The sequence below is a fragment of the Brevundimonas sp. UBA4553 genome (genome assembly GCF_002387245.1).
Classification (GTDB): Bacteria; Pseudomonadota; Alphaproteobacteria; order Caulobacterales; family Caulobacteraceae; genus Brevundimonas.
The window spans coordinates 1-18,920 of record NZ_DGLD01000003.1; the positions used below are offsets into that span (position 1 = coordinate 1).

The 18,920-nt window shown below is 66.2% G+C and carries 15 protein-coding genes, 1 pseudogene and 1 riboswitch; of the genes and pseudogenes, 12 read left to right on the top strand and 4 right to left on the bottom strand.

Annotation, left to right across the window (positions count from 1 at the left end; genetic code table 11):
- Positions 1-220: 220 nt before the first annotated feature.
- From B4A39_RS03605 to B4A39_RS03615, 3 genes and pseudogenes are all read right to left on the bottom strand, one after another.
- Positions 221-442: pseudogene (locus B4A39_RS03605) on the bottom strand (LysR family transcriptional regulator); the annotation flags it as partial.
- A gap of 101 nt (positions 443-543) precedes the next feature.
- Positions 544-921 carry a MerC domain-containing protein gene (locus tag B4A39_RS03610; RefSeq protein WP_292033349.1) on the bottom strand — a complete coding sequence of 126 codons (378 nt, stop codon included), beginning with the start codon at positions 919-921 and terminating at the stop codon, positions 544-546.
- Positions 922-1,179: 258 nt separating this feature from the next.
- Positions 1,180-3,246: a TonB-dependent receptor domain-containing protein gene (locus B4A39_RS03615; RefSeq protein WP_292033351.1), complete on the bottom strand. Its 2,067-nt coding sequence runs from the start codon at positions 3,244-3,246 to the stop codon at positions 1,180-1,182.
- 79 nt (positions 3,247-3,325) lie between these two features.
- Here B4A39_RS03615 and B4A39_RS16425 point away from each other — a divergent pair, with 79 nt between their 5' ends.
- From B4A39_RS16425 to B4A39_RS03640, 6 genes are all read left to right on the top strand, one after another.
- A complete protein-coding gene (locus tag B4A39_RS16425; protein WP_409449559.1) occupies positions 3,326-3,607 on the top strand; it encodes a helix-turn-helix transcriptional regulator in 282 nt (93 codons plus the stop codon).
- Complete coding sequence (locus B4A39_RS03620) at positions 3,604-4,353, top strand: hypothetical protein (protein WP_292033352.1); 750 nt, start codon at positions 3,604-3,606, stop codon at positions 4,351-4,353. The genes B4A39_RS16425 and B4A39_RS03620 overlap by 4 nt, the downstream gene beginning before the upstream one ends.
- Before the next feature lie 348 nt (positions 4,354-4,701).
- Positions 4,702-4,917, top strand: a riboswitch (cobalamin riboswitch).
- Positions 4,918-5,025: 108 nt separating this feature from the next.
- Complete coding sequence (locus B4A39_RS03625) at positions 5,026-6,012, top strand: DUF1852 domain-containing protein (RefSeq protein ID WP_292033355.1); 987 nt, start codon at positions 5,026-5,028, stop codon at positions 6,010-6,012.
- Between the two features lie 28 nt (positions 6,013-6,040).
- On the top strand, positions 6,041-7,069 hold the full coding sequence (locus B4A39_RS03630) for a methionine synthase (protein WP_292033358.1): 1,029 nt from the start codon (positions 6,041-6,043) through the stop codon (positions 7,067-7,069).
- 4 nt (positions 7,070-7,073) lie between these two features.
- Complete coding sequence (locus B4A39_RS03635; protein ID WP_292033361.1) at positions 7,074-7,892, top strand: bile acid:sodium symporter family protein; 819 nt, start codon at positions 7,074-7,076, stop codon at positions 7,890-7,892.
- A gap of 26 nt (positions 7,893-7,918) precedes the next feature.
- Complete coding sequence (locus B4A39_RS03640; RefSeq protein ID WP_292033363.1) at positions 7,919-8,425, top strand: flavin reductase family protein; 507 nt, start codon at positions 7,919-7,921, stop codon at positions 8,423-8,425.
- Between the two features lie 203 nt (positions 8,426-8,628).
- Here B4A39_RS03640 and B4A39_RS03645 read toward each other — a convergent pair whose 3' ends face one another.
- Positions 8,629-10,704 (bottom strand): TonB-dependent siderophore receptor, encoded by a 2,076-nt coding sequence (locus B4A39_RS03645; protein ID WP_292033366.1) that lies wholly within the window; start codon positions 10,702-10,704, stop codon positions 8,629-8,631.
- A gap of 280 nt (positions 10,705-10,984) precedes the next feature.
- On the opposite strand from B4A39_RS03645, the gene B4A39_RS03650 reads away from it, so the two are divergent.
- Genes B4A39_RS03650 through B4A39_RS03675 form a run of 6 tightly spaced genes read left to right on the top strand, consistent with a single transcriptional unit; the run spans position 10,985 to position 18,916 of the window.
- Positions 10,985-11,071: a potassium-transporting ATPase subunit F gene (locus B4A39_RS03650; protein ID WP_225910496.1), complete on the top strand. Its 87-nt coding sequence runs from the start codon at positions 10,985-10,987 to the stop codon at positions 11,069-11,071.
- Positions 11,072-11,087: 16 nt separating this feature from the next.
- The gene (gene kdpA / locus B4A39_RS03655; protein ID WP_292033369.1) at positions 11,088-12,800 is read left to right on the top strand and encodes a potassium-transporting ATPase subunit KdpA; all 1,713 of its coding nucleotides are present in this window, start codon (positions 11,088-11,090) and stop codon (positions 12,798-12,800) included.
- A 12-nt stretch (positions 12,801-12,812) separates the two neighbouring features.
- Positions 12,813-14,876: a potassium-transporting ATPase subunit KdpB gene (gene kdpB, locus B4A39_RS03660; protein WP_292033371.1), complete on the top strand. Its 2,064-nt coding sequence runs from the start codon at positions 12,813-12,815 to the stop codon at positions 14,874-14,876.
- Positions 14,877-14,907: 31 nt separating this feature from the next.
- Complete coding sequence (locus B4A39_RS03665; RefSeq protein ID WP_292033373.1) at positions 14,908-15,663, top strand: TorF family putative porin; 756 nt, start codon at positions 14,908-14,910, stop codon at positions 15,661-15,663.
- Complete coding sequence (kdpC, locus tag B4A39_RS03670; protein WP_292033375.1) at positions 15,663-16,247, top strand: potassium-transporting ATPase subunit KdpC; 585 nt, start codon at positions 15,663-15,665, stop codon at positions 16,245-16,247. Before B4A39_RS03665 ends, kdpC begins: the two co-directional genes overlap by 1 nt.
- Positions 16,247-18,916 (top strand): sensor histidine kinase, encoded by a 2,670-nt coding sequence (locus B4A39_RS03675; protein WP_292033377.1) that lies wholly within the window; start codon positions 16,247-16,249, stop codon positions 18,914-18,916. The genes kdpC and B4A39_RS03675 overlap by 1 nt, the downstream gene beginning before the upstream one ends.
- The last annotated feature ends 4 nt before the right edge of the window (positions 18,917-18,920 follow it).

The window sequence follows — 18,920 nt, forward strand, 5'->3', positions numbered from 1 at the left end:
CAAATCCTGCTCCCGCACCCACAAATACCTCACAGGTCTCGCCTGTGAGGTTTTTTGCTTTTTGGGCCTGACCCAGCGCCAAAAGTGCGGCCAGGCTGCCGTGCACCTTCAGCTGGAAACGACCCAGGCCCTCCGCCCGGGTGAAGTCGACGCGCTCGATCAGAAGGCCCATGGGCTGCTTCGAAACGTGGCCTTTAAAAAGGGCTCGCCAAACTCACGTTTCCGGTCTTCTCTGACGGGATAACAATAATCGTTGAAGTCTCGCTTTACCCGAGGAGCCACGATGGAAGAGCGGCGCTCCGAGCCATTGCTCGAGTGTCCTCATAAGCTGCCCGACGGCTGCGGGAGTAACATTGAGTTCGGCCGCCGCTAGCGAGAAACTGCCGTGTCGGGCGCTGGCTTCGAAGGCGCGCAAAGCGTTGAGGTGGACCGGCGATCGCATGGGCGCGCAGCATATACAGCCTGCCGACCCCGTCGAGGTGATCCACGCGAACGTCTGGAAAGTGCATCGGCCTCGGTGACCGCTTATGGCGCATCACAGACTCAATGATCGTGTGAGCGTTTTCTCCAGTTGAGGCCGTGGGCGGTCGCAAGCACCAGGCCGCCAACTGTGGTGACGAGCGTCTCCAACTCATGGCTGGGCCATTCCGCCGCAGCGAGGAACAGAAGCAGGACGCCGAACGCCGCCAAGCTGAGCAGACGCCAGTTTCGGCGGCCGTCGATCATCGGGCGCGACAGGCTCCAGGCCGCGAGGGGCGCCGCTGTGGCGGCGAACACCCAGTGCACCCAAGGCGCATCGGTTAACAGGCCCAGGAAGGGCAGGGCGGCGGCGAGAAGGGGCAACGCCAGGCAGTGGATCATGCAGAGCGCCGATAAGCCTATGGCGGCGGCGTCGCCCCAAGTCTGGATACGAGTGGTCAAGGCGTTCCTTTCGGGAAAGTGGCCGCGACGCGGGGAGAGGCGCGGCCGGGAGGGATCGGAAGCTCAGTCGAGCGCCGGCGCGAACCGTGCGCCTGCTCAGGGGGGGGCGGTAACGCGGGAAGGAGGTACGACATCGGACCGTCTCGTCGGTCAGCTTGGAGGCGATGAGATGCTGGGAAGATGACTTTGCCGCGGAGGAAGGGGCCTTGCAGGGCGGGGAGGCTGTCCCCGCCCTGTTTCGACGGCAGGCGGTGCGGATCAGAATCGTGCGCGGAAGCCGAGAACAATGTTGCGGCCGCGCAAGGGCGCCAGGTTGCTGATGAAGGAGGCGTGGTTCAGCGCCTTTTCGTCCAGCAGATTGGTTCCGCGCAGGAAGATCTGGCCATCGATGTCGCCCAGACCAACTCCGTCCAGCCCCACGTCGTAGGCGAGGGTGGCGTTGACCATCTCATAGCCGGGGGTCTTGGTTTCGAAGGCGGCGATGCGGTCCTGCTCGAAGACGTGGACGTATTCGAGATTGCCGGACCAGACGCCCTGATAGAAGTCGCCGCGCGCGCCGAGGCGGCCCGCCGGAATGCGCGGCAGGTCGCCGCCGTCGCCCTTGAGATCGGCCCGGACATAGTCGCCGAAGACCGTGGCCGACAGGCCGGGCCGGAAGTCGTGCGTGATCTGGCCTTCGATACCGGTGAAGCGAGCGTCGGCCTGGGTGTAGCGGATCAGGCGGAAGTCCTCGAACTGGTCGAGGGTGTCGGCGAAGATGTAGCCGTCGTAGTCGTAGTGATAGAGGCTGGCGGCGAAGGTGGTGGCGCCTTCGGTCTTCTTCAGCGCCAGCTCGATCGAGTTGGCCGTCTCGACGTCGAGGCTGGCTGTGCCGATCTCATAGGTGTTGGTCGCCAGGTGGACGCCGCGCGCATAGAGCTCCTGGGCGGTCGGGGCGCGCTGCGATCGCGCGACCGACAGGGTGGCGACATAGCCGGGCGTGAAGGTCCAGCTTGCGGCGGCCGAGGCCGAGAAGGGCGAGTGGCTCGTGTCGGCCCGTCCCAGGGCGCGGGCGTCCTGCCATTCCTGACGCAGGGCGCCTTCGAAACGCCAGTCGCCGGTCGCATACTCTTCCATGAGGAAGAGGGCGTGGTTCTCGGTCCGGCTCTCGGGGATGAAGGATTCCGCGCCGACGGCGGCGAAGTCGCTGCGCGAGGTCTGGGCGCCGATCACGCCGCGCACCCCGCCGATGGCGGCGTGCTGCACCTCGACACGGGCGTCATAGCCCTCGTTGGTGAAGGTGGTGGCGATCTCGCCGTCGTCGATCTCGTCGTGGCGATAGTCGGTGAAGCCCCCGCGGAAGCGGATGCGCTCGACCCCGGCGAACGGATCCTCGATCTCGCCCCGCACGTCCACGCGCTTGCTGATCAGGTCGACGATCGGGACATGGTCATGATCGTGGTCGTGATCATGATCGTGGTCATGGTCGTCTTCGCCGTGGTCGTGACCGCCGCAGTGCAGGCTGGAGCCGTGCGGATGGCAGGACTCGTATTCGTGGCTGTGGCCGGGCAGGCCGTATTCGCTGCGCTGTTCCGTATAGGCGGCCCCCAGATAGCCGCGCGAACCGATCCACGACAGGCCGAGCGTCGCGGTCGAACTGCGGTTAAAGGACCCGTCCAGGGTCGCCTCGTCGAAGTCGGGAACCTCATAGTCGTCGGTGCGGCGTCCGGCCGCCTCGACGCGGATGGCGAAGGACCCGGTGCCGGCGGTCAGGCCGACCACGCCGGCTTCTTCATTGTCGGCCGTGCCCAGACGGAACTCGGCGACGCCCTCGCCTCCGTTCTCGGGAACGCGCGTCGGGATCTTCTTGTCGATCAGGTTGACCGCGCCGCCGATGGCGCCCCCGCCATAGAGCAGGGCGGAGGGGCCGCGCAGGATCTCGACGCCTTCCAGCAGCAGGGGCTCGCCTGAAACTGCGTGGTCCGGCGAGACCTCGGAGGCGTCCATCAGGGCCGAGCCGTCGGTCAGCACTTTTACGCGCGGCGCCGTCTGGCCGCGGATGACCGGGCGGCTGGCCCCGCCGCCGAAGGTGTCGGAGTTGACTCCCGGCAGACCGTTCAGGGTTTCGCCCAGGGTGGATTGCCGACGCTGGACCAGTTCGTCGCCGCGCAGCACCGCCACGCTGGAGACCACCTCCTTGCTGGATCGGCCGAGGGCGTCGGCAGTGACGATCACATCATCGACGCGGGTCGTGGCGGGGCCGGATTGAGGCAGGGCGTCCGCCCAGGCGGCGCTCGAAAGGGCGGAAAAACTCGCGGCTGCGAGCAGGATTGATCTTGAGTGCATGACGCTCCCCGTTCATTAAGAGAGTCGCTATTATGTTATACCGTAACATCTATCAAGCGAGCTTGAGCGGAGATTGAGAATGAGGGGTGAGGGGGCTGTTGAAAGGGCGGAGCAGGTGCAAGTCGCGGTTTGGCGACTGATCGGTCAGGCTTATCGGACGCGCAGAGCGAACGGTCTCAACCAGTCGGAACTGGCGAGAAGGCTTGGCGTCCCGCGCGGGCAGGTCTGCTTGTGGTTGCGGGACCGGGAGCGGATGACGCTGAAGGCGGCGGCCCGCTTGGCGGACGCCATGGGTTTCGATCTCGACGTGAGGCTGGTTCGTCGCTCGGCGCCGGGGCCTGAACAGGCGGAGAGGCAATGAGCCTGTTCGAACACGTCGTGGCCTTGCAGGGAGGTCTGCCCTGGGGGCGGTTTCTGGACGCCGGCACTGGCGTTAATTCAAGCCTCTGGAGCACGAAGTTGGACACCGAGGCGTGGACGGGCGTGACCGCCGCGGCCGGACATGCAGACCAGGTGCGCGCCTCGGTCGGCGCGCGTTTTCGCTCGCAGGACAGGCTGCTGCTCGGCAACTGGACGGACGAGAGCCTGTTGGCGGGTGAGGTCCATGACACGGTTCTGGCCGATTATCTGATCGGCGCCGTGGAAGGGTTCGCGCCCTATTTCCAGCAGTCGTTGCTGGGCCGATTGAGGCCTCTCACGGGACGGCGGCTCTATGTCGTTGGGCTTGACCCCTATGTCGTCGGCCCCGCCGATACGGACGAAGCTCGGATGGTGCGTGAGATCGGCAGGCTTCGCGACGCGGTTCTGATGCTTGCCGATGAGACGCCCTATCGCGAGTATCCTGCGGAGTGGACGTTGAACGCCCTCGCAAACGCCGGCTTCAGGGTGCTGTCGGCCAGACGTTTTCCCAATCGCTACAAGGCGAAATGGGTGAATGGCCAACTGGACATGGCAGTGCGACGACTGCCGCGGATCGCGGATCGCGGCCTGGCGCGAAGCCTTGCCTTGATGATCGAACGGGTTCGCGATGAAGGGCTCGCGCTTTGTGCTGAGCGCAACGGTTTGAGACATGGCGCTGATTACATTGTGGCGTGCGAGCCGATCTAATGTCGCCTTCGGGCTCTGGCTCCAATGACCGCATGTGGCGCATCCGCGCGATGGCCCGAGGTCCGACGCGGCGCGCTAAAGCTTGGCGCGCGAGCGCGGGACGTTCAGTCCTTCGACGACCTGGTCGTCCATTTGGATCCCGGCCCTGGGAGCGCGACGCCCACGGCGCTCGCATCCATGATGGCGCGTATCGCGGCGCCCCCCTGTCCGGGCGAATATGACCCCGATCGCGTTCAGGCGCTGACCCAGGCGGTTATTCAGTCGCGGCGAGAAGCGCATGCGGCCGAGGCAATCGCATAATCATATAAGGATATCTTTATATCGCGATTGACTTTGACGGCAGGCGTGTCATGTTCACGCCGTCGTGGTTCTGCGCGCGGTCCTCGGACTGCGCGGAGCTAAGAGGGAAGCCGGTGAGACCTCGGTCGATGCCGGCGCTGCCCCCGCAACTGTGAGCGGCGAGTTGAAGGTCCATTTCGTGTCACTGGGGGTTCGCCTCCGGGAAGGCCGGACCGGAGACGATGACCCGTGAGCCAGGAGACCTGCCTCGACAGATAACGTCCTCCGGCGGGGTGTCCGGTCAGGTCGCATGAGCGCCGCGACGGGACGATTCCGCGCGAGCGGTCGCGCGTCCCTGTCCGCTGTCTCGCCACAGCATCAACGGCAGAGACCATGGCGAGCAGCGAATTCACCTTCAGCATCAAGCGCACCCCGCTCGACGAGAATTACGTTCCCGCCGAGAACACGCGGATCACGACCAACTTCGCCAACCTGGCCAGGGGCGAGAGCCGTCAGGAGAACCTGCGCAACACGCTGAGGATGATCGACAACCGGTTCAACTCGCTGGCGCACACGGACAATCCGAAAGGCGATCGCTACGCGGTCGAACTCCAGATCGTCTCCGTCGAGATGAGCCTGGCTCCCGGTGAAGGGACGGACAGCTTTCCGCTGATCGAAATCCTTCAGACGACGATTGTCGATCAGCAGACCGGCGAGCGGATCGACGGGATCGTCGGGAACAACTTCTCCTCCTATGTCCGCGACTACGACTTCAGCGTGGTCCTGCCGGCGCACATGAAGGCCAATCCTGGCGCCTTTGCACCGGCGGATTTCGGCGACCTGCACGGCAAGCTGTTCAGGCATTTCCTGAATTCGAGCGCCTATCGCGACAATTTCGGCAAGCCGCCGGTCATCTGTCTGAGCGTGTCGAGCAACAAGACCTATCACCGCACCGGCGATGAGCACGTCGTCATGGGCCTGGAATATGGGAACGACGCCTTCTCGCCGACCGACGAGTATTTCGCGAAGATGGGCATGAAGGTCCGCTACTTCATGCCCAAGGGTAGCGTGGCGCCCTTCGCCTTCTACCACGTCGGCGATCTGACGGCGGACTACACCGACTTGGAGCTGGTCAGCACGATCAGCACCATGGAGACCTTCCAGAAAATCTACCGTCCCGAGATCTACAACGCCAACTCCCCGGCTTCGGAAGAGTATCAGCCCAGTCTGAAGCGCCAGGACTATTCGCTGACCCGCATCGTCTACGACCGCGAGGAACGCAGTCGACTGGCCGTCGAACAGGGCCAGTTCGTCGAGGAGCGCTTCATCAAGCCGCACCGTGCCCTGCTGGACCAGTGGTCCGCCAACTTCGCCGCCTGATCAGTCCAGAATTGCAAAGTCATTGATTATGAAAACCCTGTTGCCCACCGCGACCGCCGGCAGTCTGCCCAAACCCGTGTGGCTGGCCGAACCCGAAACCCTCTGGTCGGCCTGGAAGCTGGAAGGCGACGCCTTGCTTGAGGCCAAGCGTGACGCCCTGCGCCTGTCACTGGACGATCAGCGCCGCGCCGGTATCGATATCGTCAGCGACGGCGAGCAGACCCGCCAGCATTTCGTCACCACCTTCATCGAGCATCTGGACGGCGTCGATTTCGAGCAGCGCAAGACCATGCGCATCCGCAATCGCTATGACGCCAGCGTGCCGGTGGTCGTGGGCGCGGTCAGCCGACCGAAGTCGGTCTTCGTCGAGGACGCGAAATTCCTGCGCGCCCAGACTGACCAGCCGATCAAATGGGCCCTGCCGGGGCCGATGACGATGATCGACACCCTCTATGACGACCACTACGGCAGCCGCGAGAAACTGGCCTGGGAGTTCGCCAAGATCCTCAATGAGGAGGCCAGGGAGCTGGAAGCCGCCGGCGTCGACATCATCCAGTTCGACGAGCCCGCCTTCAACGTCTTCTTCGACGAGGTCAACGACTGGGGCGTGGCGACGCTGGAGAAGGCGGCCGAGGGGCTGAAATGCGAGACGGCCGTCCACATCTGCTACGGCTACGGCATCAAGGCCAACACCGACTGGAAGAAGACCCTGGGATCGGAGTGGCGGCAATATGGGGAGGCCTTCCCTAAGCTGCGGACCTCCAGCATCGACATCATTTCGCTCGAGGCCCAGAATTCTCGCGTGCCGATGGACCTGATCGAACTGATCCGCGGCAAGAAGGTCATGGTTGGAGCCATCGACGTGGCGACCGACGTCATTGAGACGCCGGAGGAGGTCGCCGACACCCTGCGCAAGGCGCTTCAGTTCGTGGACGCCGACAAGCTCTATCCCGCCACCAACTGCGGCATGGCCCCCCTGTCGCGCCGGGTCGCCAACGGCAAGCTGAAGGCGCTGAGCGCGGGCGCGGAGATCATCCGGAAAGAACTGTCGGCCTGATCTCATGAACGCTCTTCTGCGCCGGTTGCGGCTGGACCCCTACATCGTCGCGATCATGGCCATGGTGGCGGTGGCTGCGGTCATGCCCGCGCGGGGAGCGGGCAAGGACGTGCTCGACCTCGTGGTGCACGCCGCCATCGCGCTTCTGTTCTTCATCTACGGCGCCAAGATATCACCGCAGGCGATCTGGGCGGGCGTCACCCATTGGCGGCTTCAGGGCCTAGTCTTCGCCACGACCTTCATCGTCTTTCCGATCATCGGGTTCTGGGTCGTGACGCTGGCCGGCGGACACCTGGACAGCGGCCTGGCCACCGGGCTGATGTTCGTCTGCCTGTTGCCGTCGACGGTGCGATCGTCGATCGCCTTCACCTCGATCGCGCGAGGGAATGTCCCGGCTGCGCTTTGCGCCGCCTCAGTCTCCAACCTAGCCGACCGGGGCTCGATCCTGCTGGTCGTCTATTCGGCCTTCAGCGCTGGTGTCGTCGCGGGTATCTGGAGCCAGGTGACGCCACCGATGCTCGCTCTCGTCCTCTTGCTGAACATGGTCATCTTGGCGTCGGTCTTGATTATCACCACGGTGGCCGCCCGGGTCTTGGGTTTCTCCGTCGCGGACGAGATCGCCATCGTCTTCTGCGGCTCCAAGAAGAGCATGGCCAGCGGTCTGCCGATGGCCAATATCCTTTTCCCGGCCGCGACAGTGGGCCTGATCGTCCTGCCGCTCATGCTGTTCCACCAGATGCAGCTAATGGCCTGCGCCGCCCTCGCGCGGCGCTACAGCCGGCGACCGGAGCAAACCGTTCCGACGGTCACGGTGACCGCATGACGCATGCCGCATCAAGATCCGACGCAATGACCCTTCTGAGCGACATCGGCGAAGAGAGCGACCTGCGCCGACTCTTCGGTAGGTTCCCAACCGGGGTCACCACCCTGTGCGCCATGAATGGGGGTCAGCCCATCGGCATGACCGCCAGTGCCTTCGTCGCGGTCTCGCTGGCGCCTGCGCTTGTGTCTGTCTGCATTAAGCGCGGCTCGTGGACCTGGCGGCAGCTCCGAACCCGTGGGCGCCTCGGAATTTCATTCCTCGGCCATGGTCATGCGGCGACGGCCCGCCAGTTGGCGCAGGCGACGGGGGATCGCTTTCTGGAGCTGCACTACGAAAAGGCGCCAAGCGGAGCCGTTTTCCTAGCGAACGCGACGGCTTGGCTAGAGTGCTCGGTCGAAAATGAAATACCCGCCGGCGATCACGACATCGTCCTGTTCCGCCTTCACCGGGCCGCCGCCACCGACGGGATCATGCCGTTGGTCTTCCACTCCAGTGATTTTCACACGATCGCGCCCCTCGCAGTTAAGCCATGAAGCGGACCGTAGGTGTGAGGTATCGTCCACCGCACCCAAACATCCCAGAGCCCCGCCGCACGCCGCCGCGGGGCTTTCTGCTGGCCAGGATACAACACGCGCAGAACCCGCGTCTGGCTCGATCTGATGAAACTTAAGTCGGAAGAGAGGTCGGACCTTGCCCTTCCGACCTCGTCTGACGAGGTGCCAGCGACGATTGATGCTCACAACGTCAGCCTGATCGACGCCTTCAGACTTCTGGGCGCGCCAGGGAAGATCCAGAGGGGGCTGTAGGAACTCTGGGCGTAGCGTTCGTCGAAGAGGTTATCGATTTCCAGACGTGTGCTGACCCGATCCGTCAGGCCATATTCGACCGCCGCCTTGGCCTTCCAATAGGCGGGCAGGCGAACGCCGCTGCCGTCGATGGCCGCCGCCCGATCGCCGGCGTAGGCGGCCCCGGCGGTGAAGGACCAATCCGTCCCATGGGAGGTGTTGAACCGGCCCATGACGAACAGGGAGCCGGAATGCTTGGGCACGTTTAGCACGTCTTCACTGGCGAAGGCGGCGTCGTCAGTTCGCGCGTCCGTCCAGGCGTAGTTGGCCACGACCTGCCAAGCCTCGCCAATGCGCAGGGATCCGTCCAGTTCGACGCCTCGCGTGGTCAATCGGCCGACCGGGGCGAGGTAGTTCGGGTCCACCGGGTCATTGGTCAGGATGTTGTTCTTCTCGATGTCGAAGAAGGTCGCCGCAAGATCCAGGCCCTCCCAAGCGCCGGATAGCCCGATCTCGTAGCCCTGACCTTCCTCGGGGGCGAAGCCGGAGCCGTCGCGACCTGTACCGGAGTTAAGGACAAAGGAGCGCCCATAGCTGCCGTGCGCCGTGATGGCTTCGGTGAGGCGATAGCGGGCGGCGATGCGGTAATCGATCGGGGCGTCGGTGTTCTCGCCCACCGCGCCGGTGCGATTGTTGCGAATGGTCTGGCGATAGTCGTCGTAGCGCAGGCCGGCCAGCAAGCTGAGGCGGTCATTCACCTCCCATAGGTCCTGGGCGTAGAGGGTGACGACCTCGCGAGTCTCCAGATTGTCGGTGAAGGGCAGGGGCGTTGGGGCCACGCCGCCATAGACCGGATCATTGACGTTGATCGGATAGGGGTTGGCCTGGGTCGGGTTGATGCGCAGCCAGCGCTCGCCATAGGTCAGACTGTAGGCCTTGGCGCCGAGTTCGAGGTTGTGCACGCCCTTGGGGGCGCGGATCTGGCCGTTCAGCGCCAATCGGGCGGACAGATCCTCGACCGAGAAATCCCGGCCTCGGCGCTGGCGCCAAAGCGTGTCGCCGACCAGGCGGGAGTGGTCACTGGAGAGGCCGCGTAGCGAGCCGCCGCGCCAGGCCAAGCCACCTTTCAGCGTCCAGTCGTCGTTCAGGCGATAGTCGCCCGTGATCTGGTGGCGCTCATTGCGAAAGCGCGTCGGGCCGTCGCCGGGCTCGCCGAAGTAGCGCGACGGGGGCAGGGCGAGGGCGTCGCCGTTGATGGCTGGCTGTCCGCGGTCGAACAGGGTGGTGAAGGTGGTGAACTCGCCGACATAGGTCAGCCGCAGGTCGTCGTTCGGCCGCCAGGTCAGGGACGGCGCGACGACGGTTCTGTCGAGCCCGACGTAATCGCGCCAGCCGCTGCTGGTTTCGCCGGCGACCACCAGGCGACCGGCAAGCGTCTCGGACAACGGCCCCGTCAGATCCAGTTCGCCGCGTCGCAACCCGAACGAACCCACGGTGGCGATGAAGGCGGCGTCCGGGACAAAGCGCGGGGTGCGGGAGACGATGTTGACCCGACCAGCAGGATCGATGTCGCCGAACAGGGCGCCGGCCGGGCCCTTGAGGACTTCGACCCTTTCCGCCGTCGCCGGATCGCGCGGCGGCGCCATGCCCCGATTGGCCAGGAAGCCGTCGACATAGTATTCGGCGCCGCCATCCGGCGTGCCCAGGAAGCCGCGAATGGCGAAGTTGTCCATGACGCCGCCGCGATTGTTCTGCTGACTGACGCCGCTGACCAGTTCGAGCGCGTCGGCGAGGCGAACCGCGCCGACGGCGTGCAGGAGGTCGCTTTCAATGGAGCGGCTGGATGGCGACATCCGCTCGGTCGCCGGGCCGGCGCCCAGAGTCAGGTCGCGCTGTTTGCGGCGACCCAGAACCACAATCTCGCCGACAGTCGTGGCGTCGTTCGCTTGAACCGGCGCCTGATCGGGCAGGGGAACGTCTGTCGCCGCCAGAAGACACAGGCTGGCGCAACTCCAAAGCAGGGACACGGAAACTCCATATGTAATGTTATTACATATCGACTAAGCGTGCGGCCATGGTGGTGTCAACCGGCTACCGTCGGTGACGATCCGACGCGAAGGCTGTCTTTATGCCGGCCTTATGTCCGGCTCCGGTTTTCGCATGGCCCGCTTACGGCCTTAGGGCGTCTTTTCCGGCTCTTACTGAGCTGGAGGCTTTCGGCATGGCCGATGTGATCTTTCTGGCGATTGGCGGTGGGGCCTTCCTGGCTTTCGCCGCCCTCGCTGTTGCGTTGAAGAGGTTGTGACGATGTGGCTGAACGTCCTGTGGGGCGTCGGCGCCCTGGTCATCGCCGGCTATATGGTCGCGGCCCTGCTGCGCCCCGAGCGGTTCTGAGCGGAGCCGCCTTCTCATGAATATTCAAGGATGGGCGGAAATCGCCCTGACCCTGGGTCTGGCTGTCGTGCTCGGCTGGCCGCTCGGGGTCTATATGTCGCGTGTCTGGAACGGCGAGCGCACCTGGCTAGACCCGGTGCTGAAGCCGGTGGAGGGCCTGTTCTATCGCGCCGCCGGGGTGGACCCGACGCGCAGCCAGGGCTGGCTGGGCTACGCTGGCGCCCTGCTGGCCTTCAACCTAGCTGGGTTCCTGTTGCTGTACGCCATGCTGCGTCTGCAGGGCGTCCTGCCGATGAATCCACAAGGATTTGACGGCGTCAGCCCGCATCTGGCGTTCAACACCGCCGTCAGCTTCGTCACCAACACCAACTGGCAGAGCTATGGCGGCGAGACCACCATGTCGACCTTTACCCAGATGGTCGGCTTGACGGTTCAGAACTTCGTCTCGGCTGCGACCGGCGCGACGATCGCGGCGGCGCTGGCTCGCGCCTTTATCGCCAATCGCGGCGAGGGCGTCGGCAACTTCTGGGCTGACCTGACGCGCACCAGCCTCTATGTCCTGCTGCCCATCGCCTTCATCGTGGCCGTGGCTTTGGCAGGGCTGGGCGTGGTTCAGTCGCTGGCGGCCTCGGCTCAGGCGACCACGCTGGAGGGCGGCCAACAGACGATCAGCCTGTTCCCGACCGCCAGCCAGCTGGCCATCAAGCAACTGGGCATCAACGGCGGCGGCGTTTTCAACGTCAACTCGGCCCACCCGCTGGAAAACCCGACGCCGCTGACCAATCTGATCACGGCGATCAGCATCAACGTCCTGGGCTGGGCGGCCTTCTTCGCCTTTGGCCGCAGCGTTCTGGCCAAGCGGGACGTGCGCGCCCTGGTGGCCGCGGCGGTCATCCTGCTGGGGGCTGCGGCCTCGGCGCTCTACGTCATTGAAACCCAGCCGGCCCCGGCCGCCATCGCCGCTAGCGTCGATATCTCGGTCGGCAATATGGAGGGCAAGGAGGTCCGGTTCGGCGTGCCGTCCTCGGTCGCCTGGGCGGCCCAGACGACGGGCGCCTCCAACGGCTCGGTCAACTCCATGCACGCCAGCTACATGCCGCTGGGCGGGGCTGTGACCATGTTCCTGATGCAACTGGGCGAGATTCTGCCCGGCGGGATAGGCTCGGGCGTCGCCGTTATGGTCCTGATGGCCATGCTGTCGGTCTTTGTCGCGGGCCTGATGGTCGGTCGGACGCCCGAGTATCTGGGCAAGAAGATCGAGGCGCGCGAGATCCAGTTCGCCATGTTGGCGGTCCTGGTCGTGCCCCTGTCGGTGCTGGGCTTCTCGGCCATCGCCGCCGTCCTGCCCGAAGCCCTGGCTGGACTGCTGAACAAGGGGCCGCACGGCCTGTCCGAGGTCCTCTACGCCTATACCTCGGCGACCGGGAACAACGGCTCGGCCTTCGCCGGTCTGACCGCCAACGCGCCCTGGTGGAACACCACCCTGGGTCTGGCTATGCTGCTGGGCCGGTTCGTCCCAGCCGTCGCGGTGCTGGCTGTCGCCGGGGCCCTGGTCGCCAAGCCCAAGCTGGCGCCCTCGACCGGGACCCTGCCGACCCATGGCCCGCTGTTCATCGGCCTGCTGATCGGGGTGATCCTGATCCTCGGCGGTCTGCAGTTCTTCCCCGCCCTCTCGCTGGGTCCGATCGTGGAGCATTTCGACATGCTCCAGGTCGTGGCCCGGTTCTGATCGGATAATCTTATGACCCAAATTACGCTCGATCCGTCGAGCCCTCGGTCGACCCCCATTGCGGGCGGTCTGACCGGGGCCATGCTCGGCCGGGCGCTCGGCGACGCCGTCGTCAAGCTGAACCCGACCAAACTGCTCAAGAACCCGGTGATCTTCGCCACCTGGATCGTCGCCCTGCTGGCGACCGCTTCGGCGGTCGTGGCGGTGGTCAGCGGCCAGGCGGCGGGCTTCGCCATCCAGCTGGCGCTGTGGCTGTGGGCCACGGTCCTGTTCGCCAACGTCGCCGAAAGCATCGCCGAAGGGCGTGGCAAGGCGGCGGCGGACAGCCTTCGGGCCACTCGCGTCACCACCAAGGCCAAGCTGATCGTCGATCCGAAGACCGGCACGGTCGTTCCGACCCCGGCGGGGGAGCTGGAGATCGGCTCCATCGTCCTGGTCGAGGCCGGCGATGTGATCCCCTCGGACGGCGAGATCATCGAAGGCGTCGCCTCGGTCAACGAGGCCGCCATCACCGGCGAAAGCGCCCCCGTCATCCGGGAAAGCGGCGGCGACCGCTCGGCCGTCACCGGCGGCACCACGGTCGTCTCGGACTGGATCAAGGTGCGCATCACCTCGGCCCCCGGCGCGACCTTCCTGGACCGCATGATCGCCATGGTCGAGGGCGCGGACCGTCGCAAGACGCCGAACGAGTTGGCGCTGTCGGTGCTGCTGGCCGGACTGACCCTGGTCTTCCTGATCGCGGTCGCCAGCCTGCTGGGGCTCGGCGCCTATTCCGGGATCAAGCTGGACCCCATCGTCCTGGGCGCCCTTTTCATCACCCTGATCCCGACGACGATCGGGGGGCTGCTGTCCGCGGTCGGCATCGCCGGCATGGACCGGTTGCTGAAGGTGAACGTGCTGGCCACCTCGGGCCGCGCGGTTGAGGCGGCAGGCGACGTCGACACCCTGCTGCTCGATAAGACCGGCACCATCACCTTCGGCAACCGCATGGCTGTCGAGGTCATCACCGTGCCAGGCGTGCGTCCAGACGTAGCGATGAGGGCGGCGGTCATGGCCTCGCTGGCCGACGAGACGCCCGAGGGCCGCTCCATCATCGAACTAGGCCGCAACGCCGGGGTGACGGGCGATCTGCCCGCCGGCGCGAAAACCATCCCGTTCAGCGCCGTGACCCGCCAGTCGGGTCTGGAGGCCGACGGCCAGTCGTGGCGCAAGGGCGCGGTTGACGCCGTGCTGAAATCCCTGGGCGTGGACGAAAACGCCGCGCCCGCCGAGTTCCGCGCGGCGGTGGACCGTATCGCCCGCTCGGGCGGCACGCCTCTGGCGGTGGTCGAGAACGACGCCCTGGTCGGCGTCATCCACCTGAAGGACGTGGTCAAGCCGGGGGTTAAGGCGCGCTTCGCCGACCTGCGCCGCATGGGCCTGCGCACCGTCATGATCACCGGGGACAACCCGGTGACGGCGGCGGCCATCGCGTCCGAGGCCGGGGTCGACGACTTCCTGGCCGAGGCCACGCCCGAGGACAAGATGCGCCTGATCAAGGCCGAACAGGCCAAGGGACGCATGGTCGCCATGTGCGGCGACGGGGCCAACGACGCGCCCGCCCTCGCACAGGCCGACGTCGGCGTGGCCATGCAGACCGGCGCCCAGGCTGCTCGCGAGGCCGGCAACATGGTCGATCTCGACAGCGACCCGACCAAGGTCATCGAGATCGTCGAGGTCGGCAAGCAACTGCTGATCACGCGTGGCGCTCTGACCACCTTCTCGATCGCCAACGACGTGGCCAAGTATTTCGCCATCATCCCGGCGATGTTCGTGGTCGGCCTGCCATCGCTGGCGGCGCTGAACGTGATGAAGCTATCCAGCCCGGAGAGCGCCATCCTGTCGGCTGTCATCTTCAACGCCCTGATCATCATCGCCCTGATCCCGCTGGCGCTGCGCGGGGTGAAGTACCGCGCCGTGGGGGCCGGCAAGCTGCTGGGCCGCAACCTGCTGATCTACGGCCTGGGCGGCCTGATCGCGCCCTTCGTCGGCATCAAGCTCATCGACATCGTCATTTCCGCCCTCGGCCTGGCTTGAAGCCGGCCCAGAGCGATCAAGGAAAACTCTTATGCGTAAACGCAACTCTTCCAAGGCTTCTGGCTCCAACGACGCCCTGTTCGGCGGGGCCTGTCTGGTGGCCATCATCGCGCTTGGCCTGTGCAGCAGTCCGGCAAAGGCCGAGGGGGCGGCGGCCGAAAAGAACGGCCCTGACTTCGCCTTTAACGCCGCCGCGGCCACCGACTACGTCTTCCGAGGCGTCAGCCAGACCGAGAGCGATCCGGCGATTTCGGCCGGGGTCGATATGAGTCAGGGGCTGTTCTACGCCGGGGCCTGGGCTGGCAACGTCGCCTTCGCCGGAGACACCGATACCGACGCCGAGATCGACCTCTACGCCGGCGTCCGGCCCGAGTTCGCCGGCAATAACTGGGACTTCGGCGTGGTCAGCTACTTCTACGTCGGCCAGCCGGACGGCGCCGACTATGACTATGTCGAGCTGAAGGCTGCGACCTCGCGCGCCGTCGGCCCTGCCACCCTGGGCGCGGCGGTCTACTGGTCGCCCGACTTCTTCGGCGCGGCAGAAGACGAGGCGACCTATGCCGAGATCAACGGCGCGATCAGCCCGGCCGACAGGTGGACCATCTCAGCGGCGTTGGGCCGTCAGTGGGTGTCCTCCGACTTCGACTACACCACCTGGAACCTGGGCGCGGCCTGGCAGATGACGGACCATCTGGCGCTGGACGTCCGCTATTTCGACACCGACGAACACGACTTCGGCGCCGCCTATGACGGTCGCGCCGTGGCCAGCGTGAAGGCGACATTCTGATGCTGAACCATATCCGCCCGGCGGTCGTGATGATCGCCCTGTTCACCGGTGTTCTGGGCGTCGCCTATCCGTTCGCGGTGACGGGCGTGGCTCAGGCCGCTTTCCATGACCAGGCTGACGGCAGCCTGGTCCGCGACAAGGCGGGTAAGGTTGTCGGCTCGGCCTTGGTGGGCCAGTCGTTCGCCGAGCCGGGCTACCTGCATCCGCGCCCCTCGGCGGCGGGCGATGGCTATGACGCTTCGGTGTCGTCGGGCTCGAACCTCGGCCCGCTGAACCCGGACCTGATCGCCCGGATCAAGACGGACGCCGATGCTTTCCGCGCCGAAACAGGCGTGAAGGTTATCCCCGCCGACGCCGTGACGACCTCGGCGTCGGGCCTCGACCCGCATATCTCTCCGGCCTACGCTGAGCTGCAAGTCGCCCGCATCGCCAGCGCGCGCGGGGTAGGGGAGGCGCAGGTGCGCGAGGTGATCCGAGAGCATGAGGAGGGGCGCACGTTCGGTGTGCTGGGCCAGCCGCGCGTCAATGTGCTGCTGACCAATATGGCGCTGGACGCCCGCTTCCCGCGTCCGGCGGAGGGCTGATGGCGCCGCCCATCGTCCCGACGATCAAGACCCCGGCCGCCCCGCGAAAGCGTGGGCGGCTGAAGGTTTTTCTGGGCATGTCGCCCGGCGTCGGCAAGACCTATGAGATGCTGCGCGCTGCCCGCAGACGCAAAGCGGAAGGCGACGATGTGGTGGTCGGGGTGGTCGAGACCCACGGTCGCAAGGAGACCATGAGCCTGCTGCGCGGGCTGGAGGTCATGGCCCGCAACCCTATCGCCTATCGCGACCGGACCTTGCTGGAGTTCGATCTTGACGGGGCTATCGCACGCCGGCCCGAATTGCTGCTGGTCGACGAGTACGCCCACTCCAACGCTCCCGGTTCGCGTCATCCCAAGCGCTGGCAGGATGTGGAGGAGATCCTCGGCGCCGGGATCGACGTCTGGACCACGCTGAACGTCCAGCATCTCGAAAGCCTGTCGGACGTGGTGCTGCGCATCACCGGCGTCAGACAACGTGAAAGCGTGCCCGACAGCGTCCTGACCCGGGCCGACGACATCGAGGTGGTGGACATCACCCCCGAGGAGCTGCGCAAGCGTCTGGCCGAAGGCAAGGTCTATGTGCCCGAGACGGCGCGGCTGGCCTCGGACAACTTCTTCAAGGTCGAGAACTTGACGGCCCTGCGCGAACTGGCCCTGCGCCGCGCGGCCCAGACGGTGGACGATCAGTTGACCGCCCGCCTGCGGGAGCAGGGCATGACAGGGCCGTGGGCGGCGGGCGAGCGGATTCTGGTCCTGATCGCGGGCGACGGCCTGGCCGGGCCTCTGGTGCGCGCCGGGCGTCGCCTGTCCGACATGATGATGGACGCGCCCTGGACCGTGGCCCACGTTGACCGACCCTCTGGCGCGCGGCACGGGGTCGGCTCTGCGGGCAAGCTGTCGGACGCGCTGAAGCTGGCCGAGCAACTGGGCGGGCGCACAGTGGTCCTGTCCGGCGACGACGTGGTGCGCGCTGTCATGGATCACGCCCATCAGAACAACGTCACCCAGATCGTTCTGGCCAAGGGGCGCGACAGCCGCCTGTCCGAATGGCTGGGCCGATCGCTGGCGGCCGAACTGCTGCGTCAGGCGCGCGGCGTGGCGATCCACGTCATTACCGACGGGGCCGATCTGGAAGAGAAGACGCTGCGCGAACCGCGCCTGCCCCTGATGGGTGGCTGGCGTGGTTACGCTGTCGGCGCGGCCTGCGTGGTGGCGGCGACGGGTCTGGCCCTGCTGCTGGACCGGACGTTCGAGCGCGTCGATCTGGGCGTCATCTATCTGTCGGCGGTGCTGGCGGCGGGGGTTCTCTATGGTCTGCGCCCGGCGCTGGCGGCGGCGACGGTCGCCTTCCTGACCTACAACTTCCTGTTCCTGCAACCGAAGTTCAGCTTCGCCATCGGATCGCCGACCGACCTCCTGACCCTGATCGTCTTCTGGGCCGTAGCTCTGACGACGGGCGTGCTGGCCGGGCGGGTGCGCGAACAGGCGCGGGCGGCGCAGCGGCGCGCCTCGGCGGTCTCGGCCCTGCTAGCCGCCAGCCAGCGTCTGACCGGCGTGGGCGACCGCGCGACGGCGGCGCGAATTCTGGCCGAACAGACGGCGGCGGCGGCCGGAGCGGGGGCTGTGGTCCTGCTGCCGGTCGAGGACGAACTGACCCTGATCGCCGGAGCGCCGGGCAGGCCCGAGTTGGGCGCCGAGGCCATGGCCGCCGCCCGCTGGGCCTGGGAGAAGGGCGAGCCGGCCGGCCACGGCACCGGCACCTTGCCGCAGGCGCGCTGGACCTTTCGCCCCTTGCAGGGCGTGCGTGATCGGGCGGGCGTGGCGGGGATCGAGGCGGCGGCCCTGTCGCCCGGCTCGGACGAGGAGAAACTGGCGCTCGCCCTGCTGGACCAGGGCGCCGTGGCGGTCGAGCGCGCCGATCTGGCCGGGCAGGCGGTCGAGACCGAGACCCTCCGCCGCACCGACCGTTTCCGCGGCGCGCTGATGAACTCTGTCAGCCATGATCTGAGGACGCCGCTGTCCACGGTGCTGGGCGCCTCGACCACCCTGATCGACCTGGGCGACAAGCTGAAGCCCGCCGTTCGCGCCGACCTGTTGCTGTCGATCCGCGAGGAGGCCGAGCGCCTCAGCCGTTATGTCGGCGACCTGCTCGACATGACCCGGCTGGAAGGCGGCGGCCTGAACATCCGCGCCGACTGGGTCGATGTGCGCGACGTGTTGAACGCAGCGGGCAAACGGGTGGCGCGGCGGCTGGGCGAGCGCAAGATGACCCGCGACTTCCCGGCCCAGCTTAGTCTGGTGACGGTCGATCAGGGGCTGCTGGAGCAGGCGCTGGTCAACATCCTTGAAAACGCCATCGCCTACAGCCCCGATGGCTCGACCGTCGAACTGGCCGCCTATGAGGACCGGGGCTCGGTGGTCATCTCCATCGAGGACGAGGGCGTGGGTATCCCGACCGCCGAACTGGAACGGGTGTTCGACAAGTTCCGCCGCATGGAAGAGCCATCGGACCGCACCAAGGGCGCCGGTTTGGGCCTGGCCATCGCCAAGGGCTTCGTCGAGGCCATGAACGGCCGCATCGCCGCCGCCAGCCCGATCATGGATGGCAAAGGCACCCGTATCCTGATCAGCCTGCCCAAGGCCGTCGTCACACACCCGAGCCTGCTTTAAGGTC

Excerpts from the sequence above, each read along its gene's own strand:
- B4A39_RS03615 (WP_292033351.1), bottom strand. The coding sequence starts at position 3,246 with ATGCACTCAAGATCAATCCTGCTCGCAGCCGCGAGTTTTTCCGCCCTT.
- B4A39_RS16425 (WP_409449559.1), top strand. The coding sequence starts at position 3,326 with ATGAGGGGTGAGGGGGCTGTTGAAAGGGCGGAGCAGGTGCAAGTCGCG.
- B4A39_RS03620 (WP_292033352.1), top strand. The coding sequence starts at position 3,604 with ATGAGCCTGTTCGAACACGTCGTGGCCTTGCAGGGAGGTCTGCCCTGG.
- B4A39_RS03625 (WP_292033355.1), top strand. The coding sequence starts at position 5,026 with ATGGCGAGCAGCGAATTCACCTTCAGCATCAAGCGCACCCCGCTCGAC.
- B4A39_RS03630 (WP_292033358.1), top strand. The coding sequence starts at position 6,041 with ATGAAAACCCTGTTGCCCACCGCGACCGCCGGCAGTCTGCCCAAACCC.
- B4A39_RS03635 (WP_292033361.1), top strand. The coding sequence starts at position 7,074 with ATGAACGCTCTTCTGCGCCGGTTGCGGCTGGACCCCTACATCGTCGCG.
- B4A39_RS03640 (WP_292033363.1), top strand. The coding sequence starts at position 7,919 with ATGACCCTTCTGAGCGACATCGGCGAAGAGAGCGACCTGCGCCGACTC.
- B4A39_RS03650 (WP_225910496.1), top strand. The coding sequence starts at position 10,985 with ATGTGGCTGAACGTCCTGTGGGGCGTCGGCGCCCTGGTCATCGCCGGC.
- kdpA (WP_292033369.1), top strand. The coding sequence starts at position 11,088 with ATGAATATTCAAGGATGGGCGGAAATCGCCCTGACCCTGGGTCTGGCT.
- kdpB (WP_292033371.1), top strand. The coding sequence starts at position 12,813 with ATGACCCAAATTACGCTCGATCCGTCGAGCCCTCGGTCGACCCCCATT.
- B4A39_RS03665 (WP_292033373.1), top strand. The coding sequence starts at position 14,908 with ATGCGTAAACGCAACTCTTCCAAGGCTTCTGGCTCCAACGACGCCCTG.
- kdpC (WP_292033375.1), top strand. The coding sequence starts at position 15,663 with ATGCTGAACCATATCCGCCCGGCGGTCGTGATGATCGCCCTGTTCACC.
- B4A39_RS03675 (WP_292033377.1), top strand. The coding sequence starts at position 16,247 with ATGGCGCCGCCCATCGTCCCGACGATCAAGACCCCGGCCGCCCCGCGA.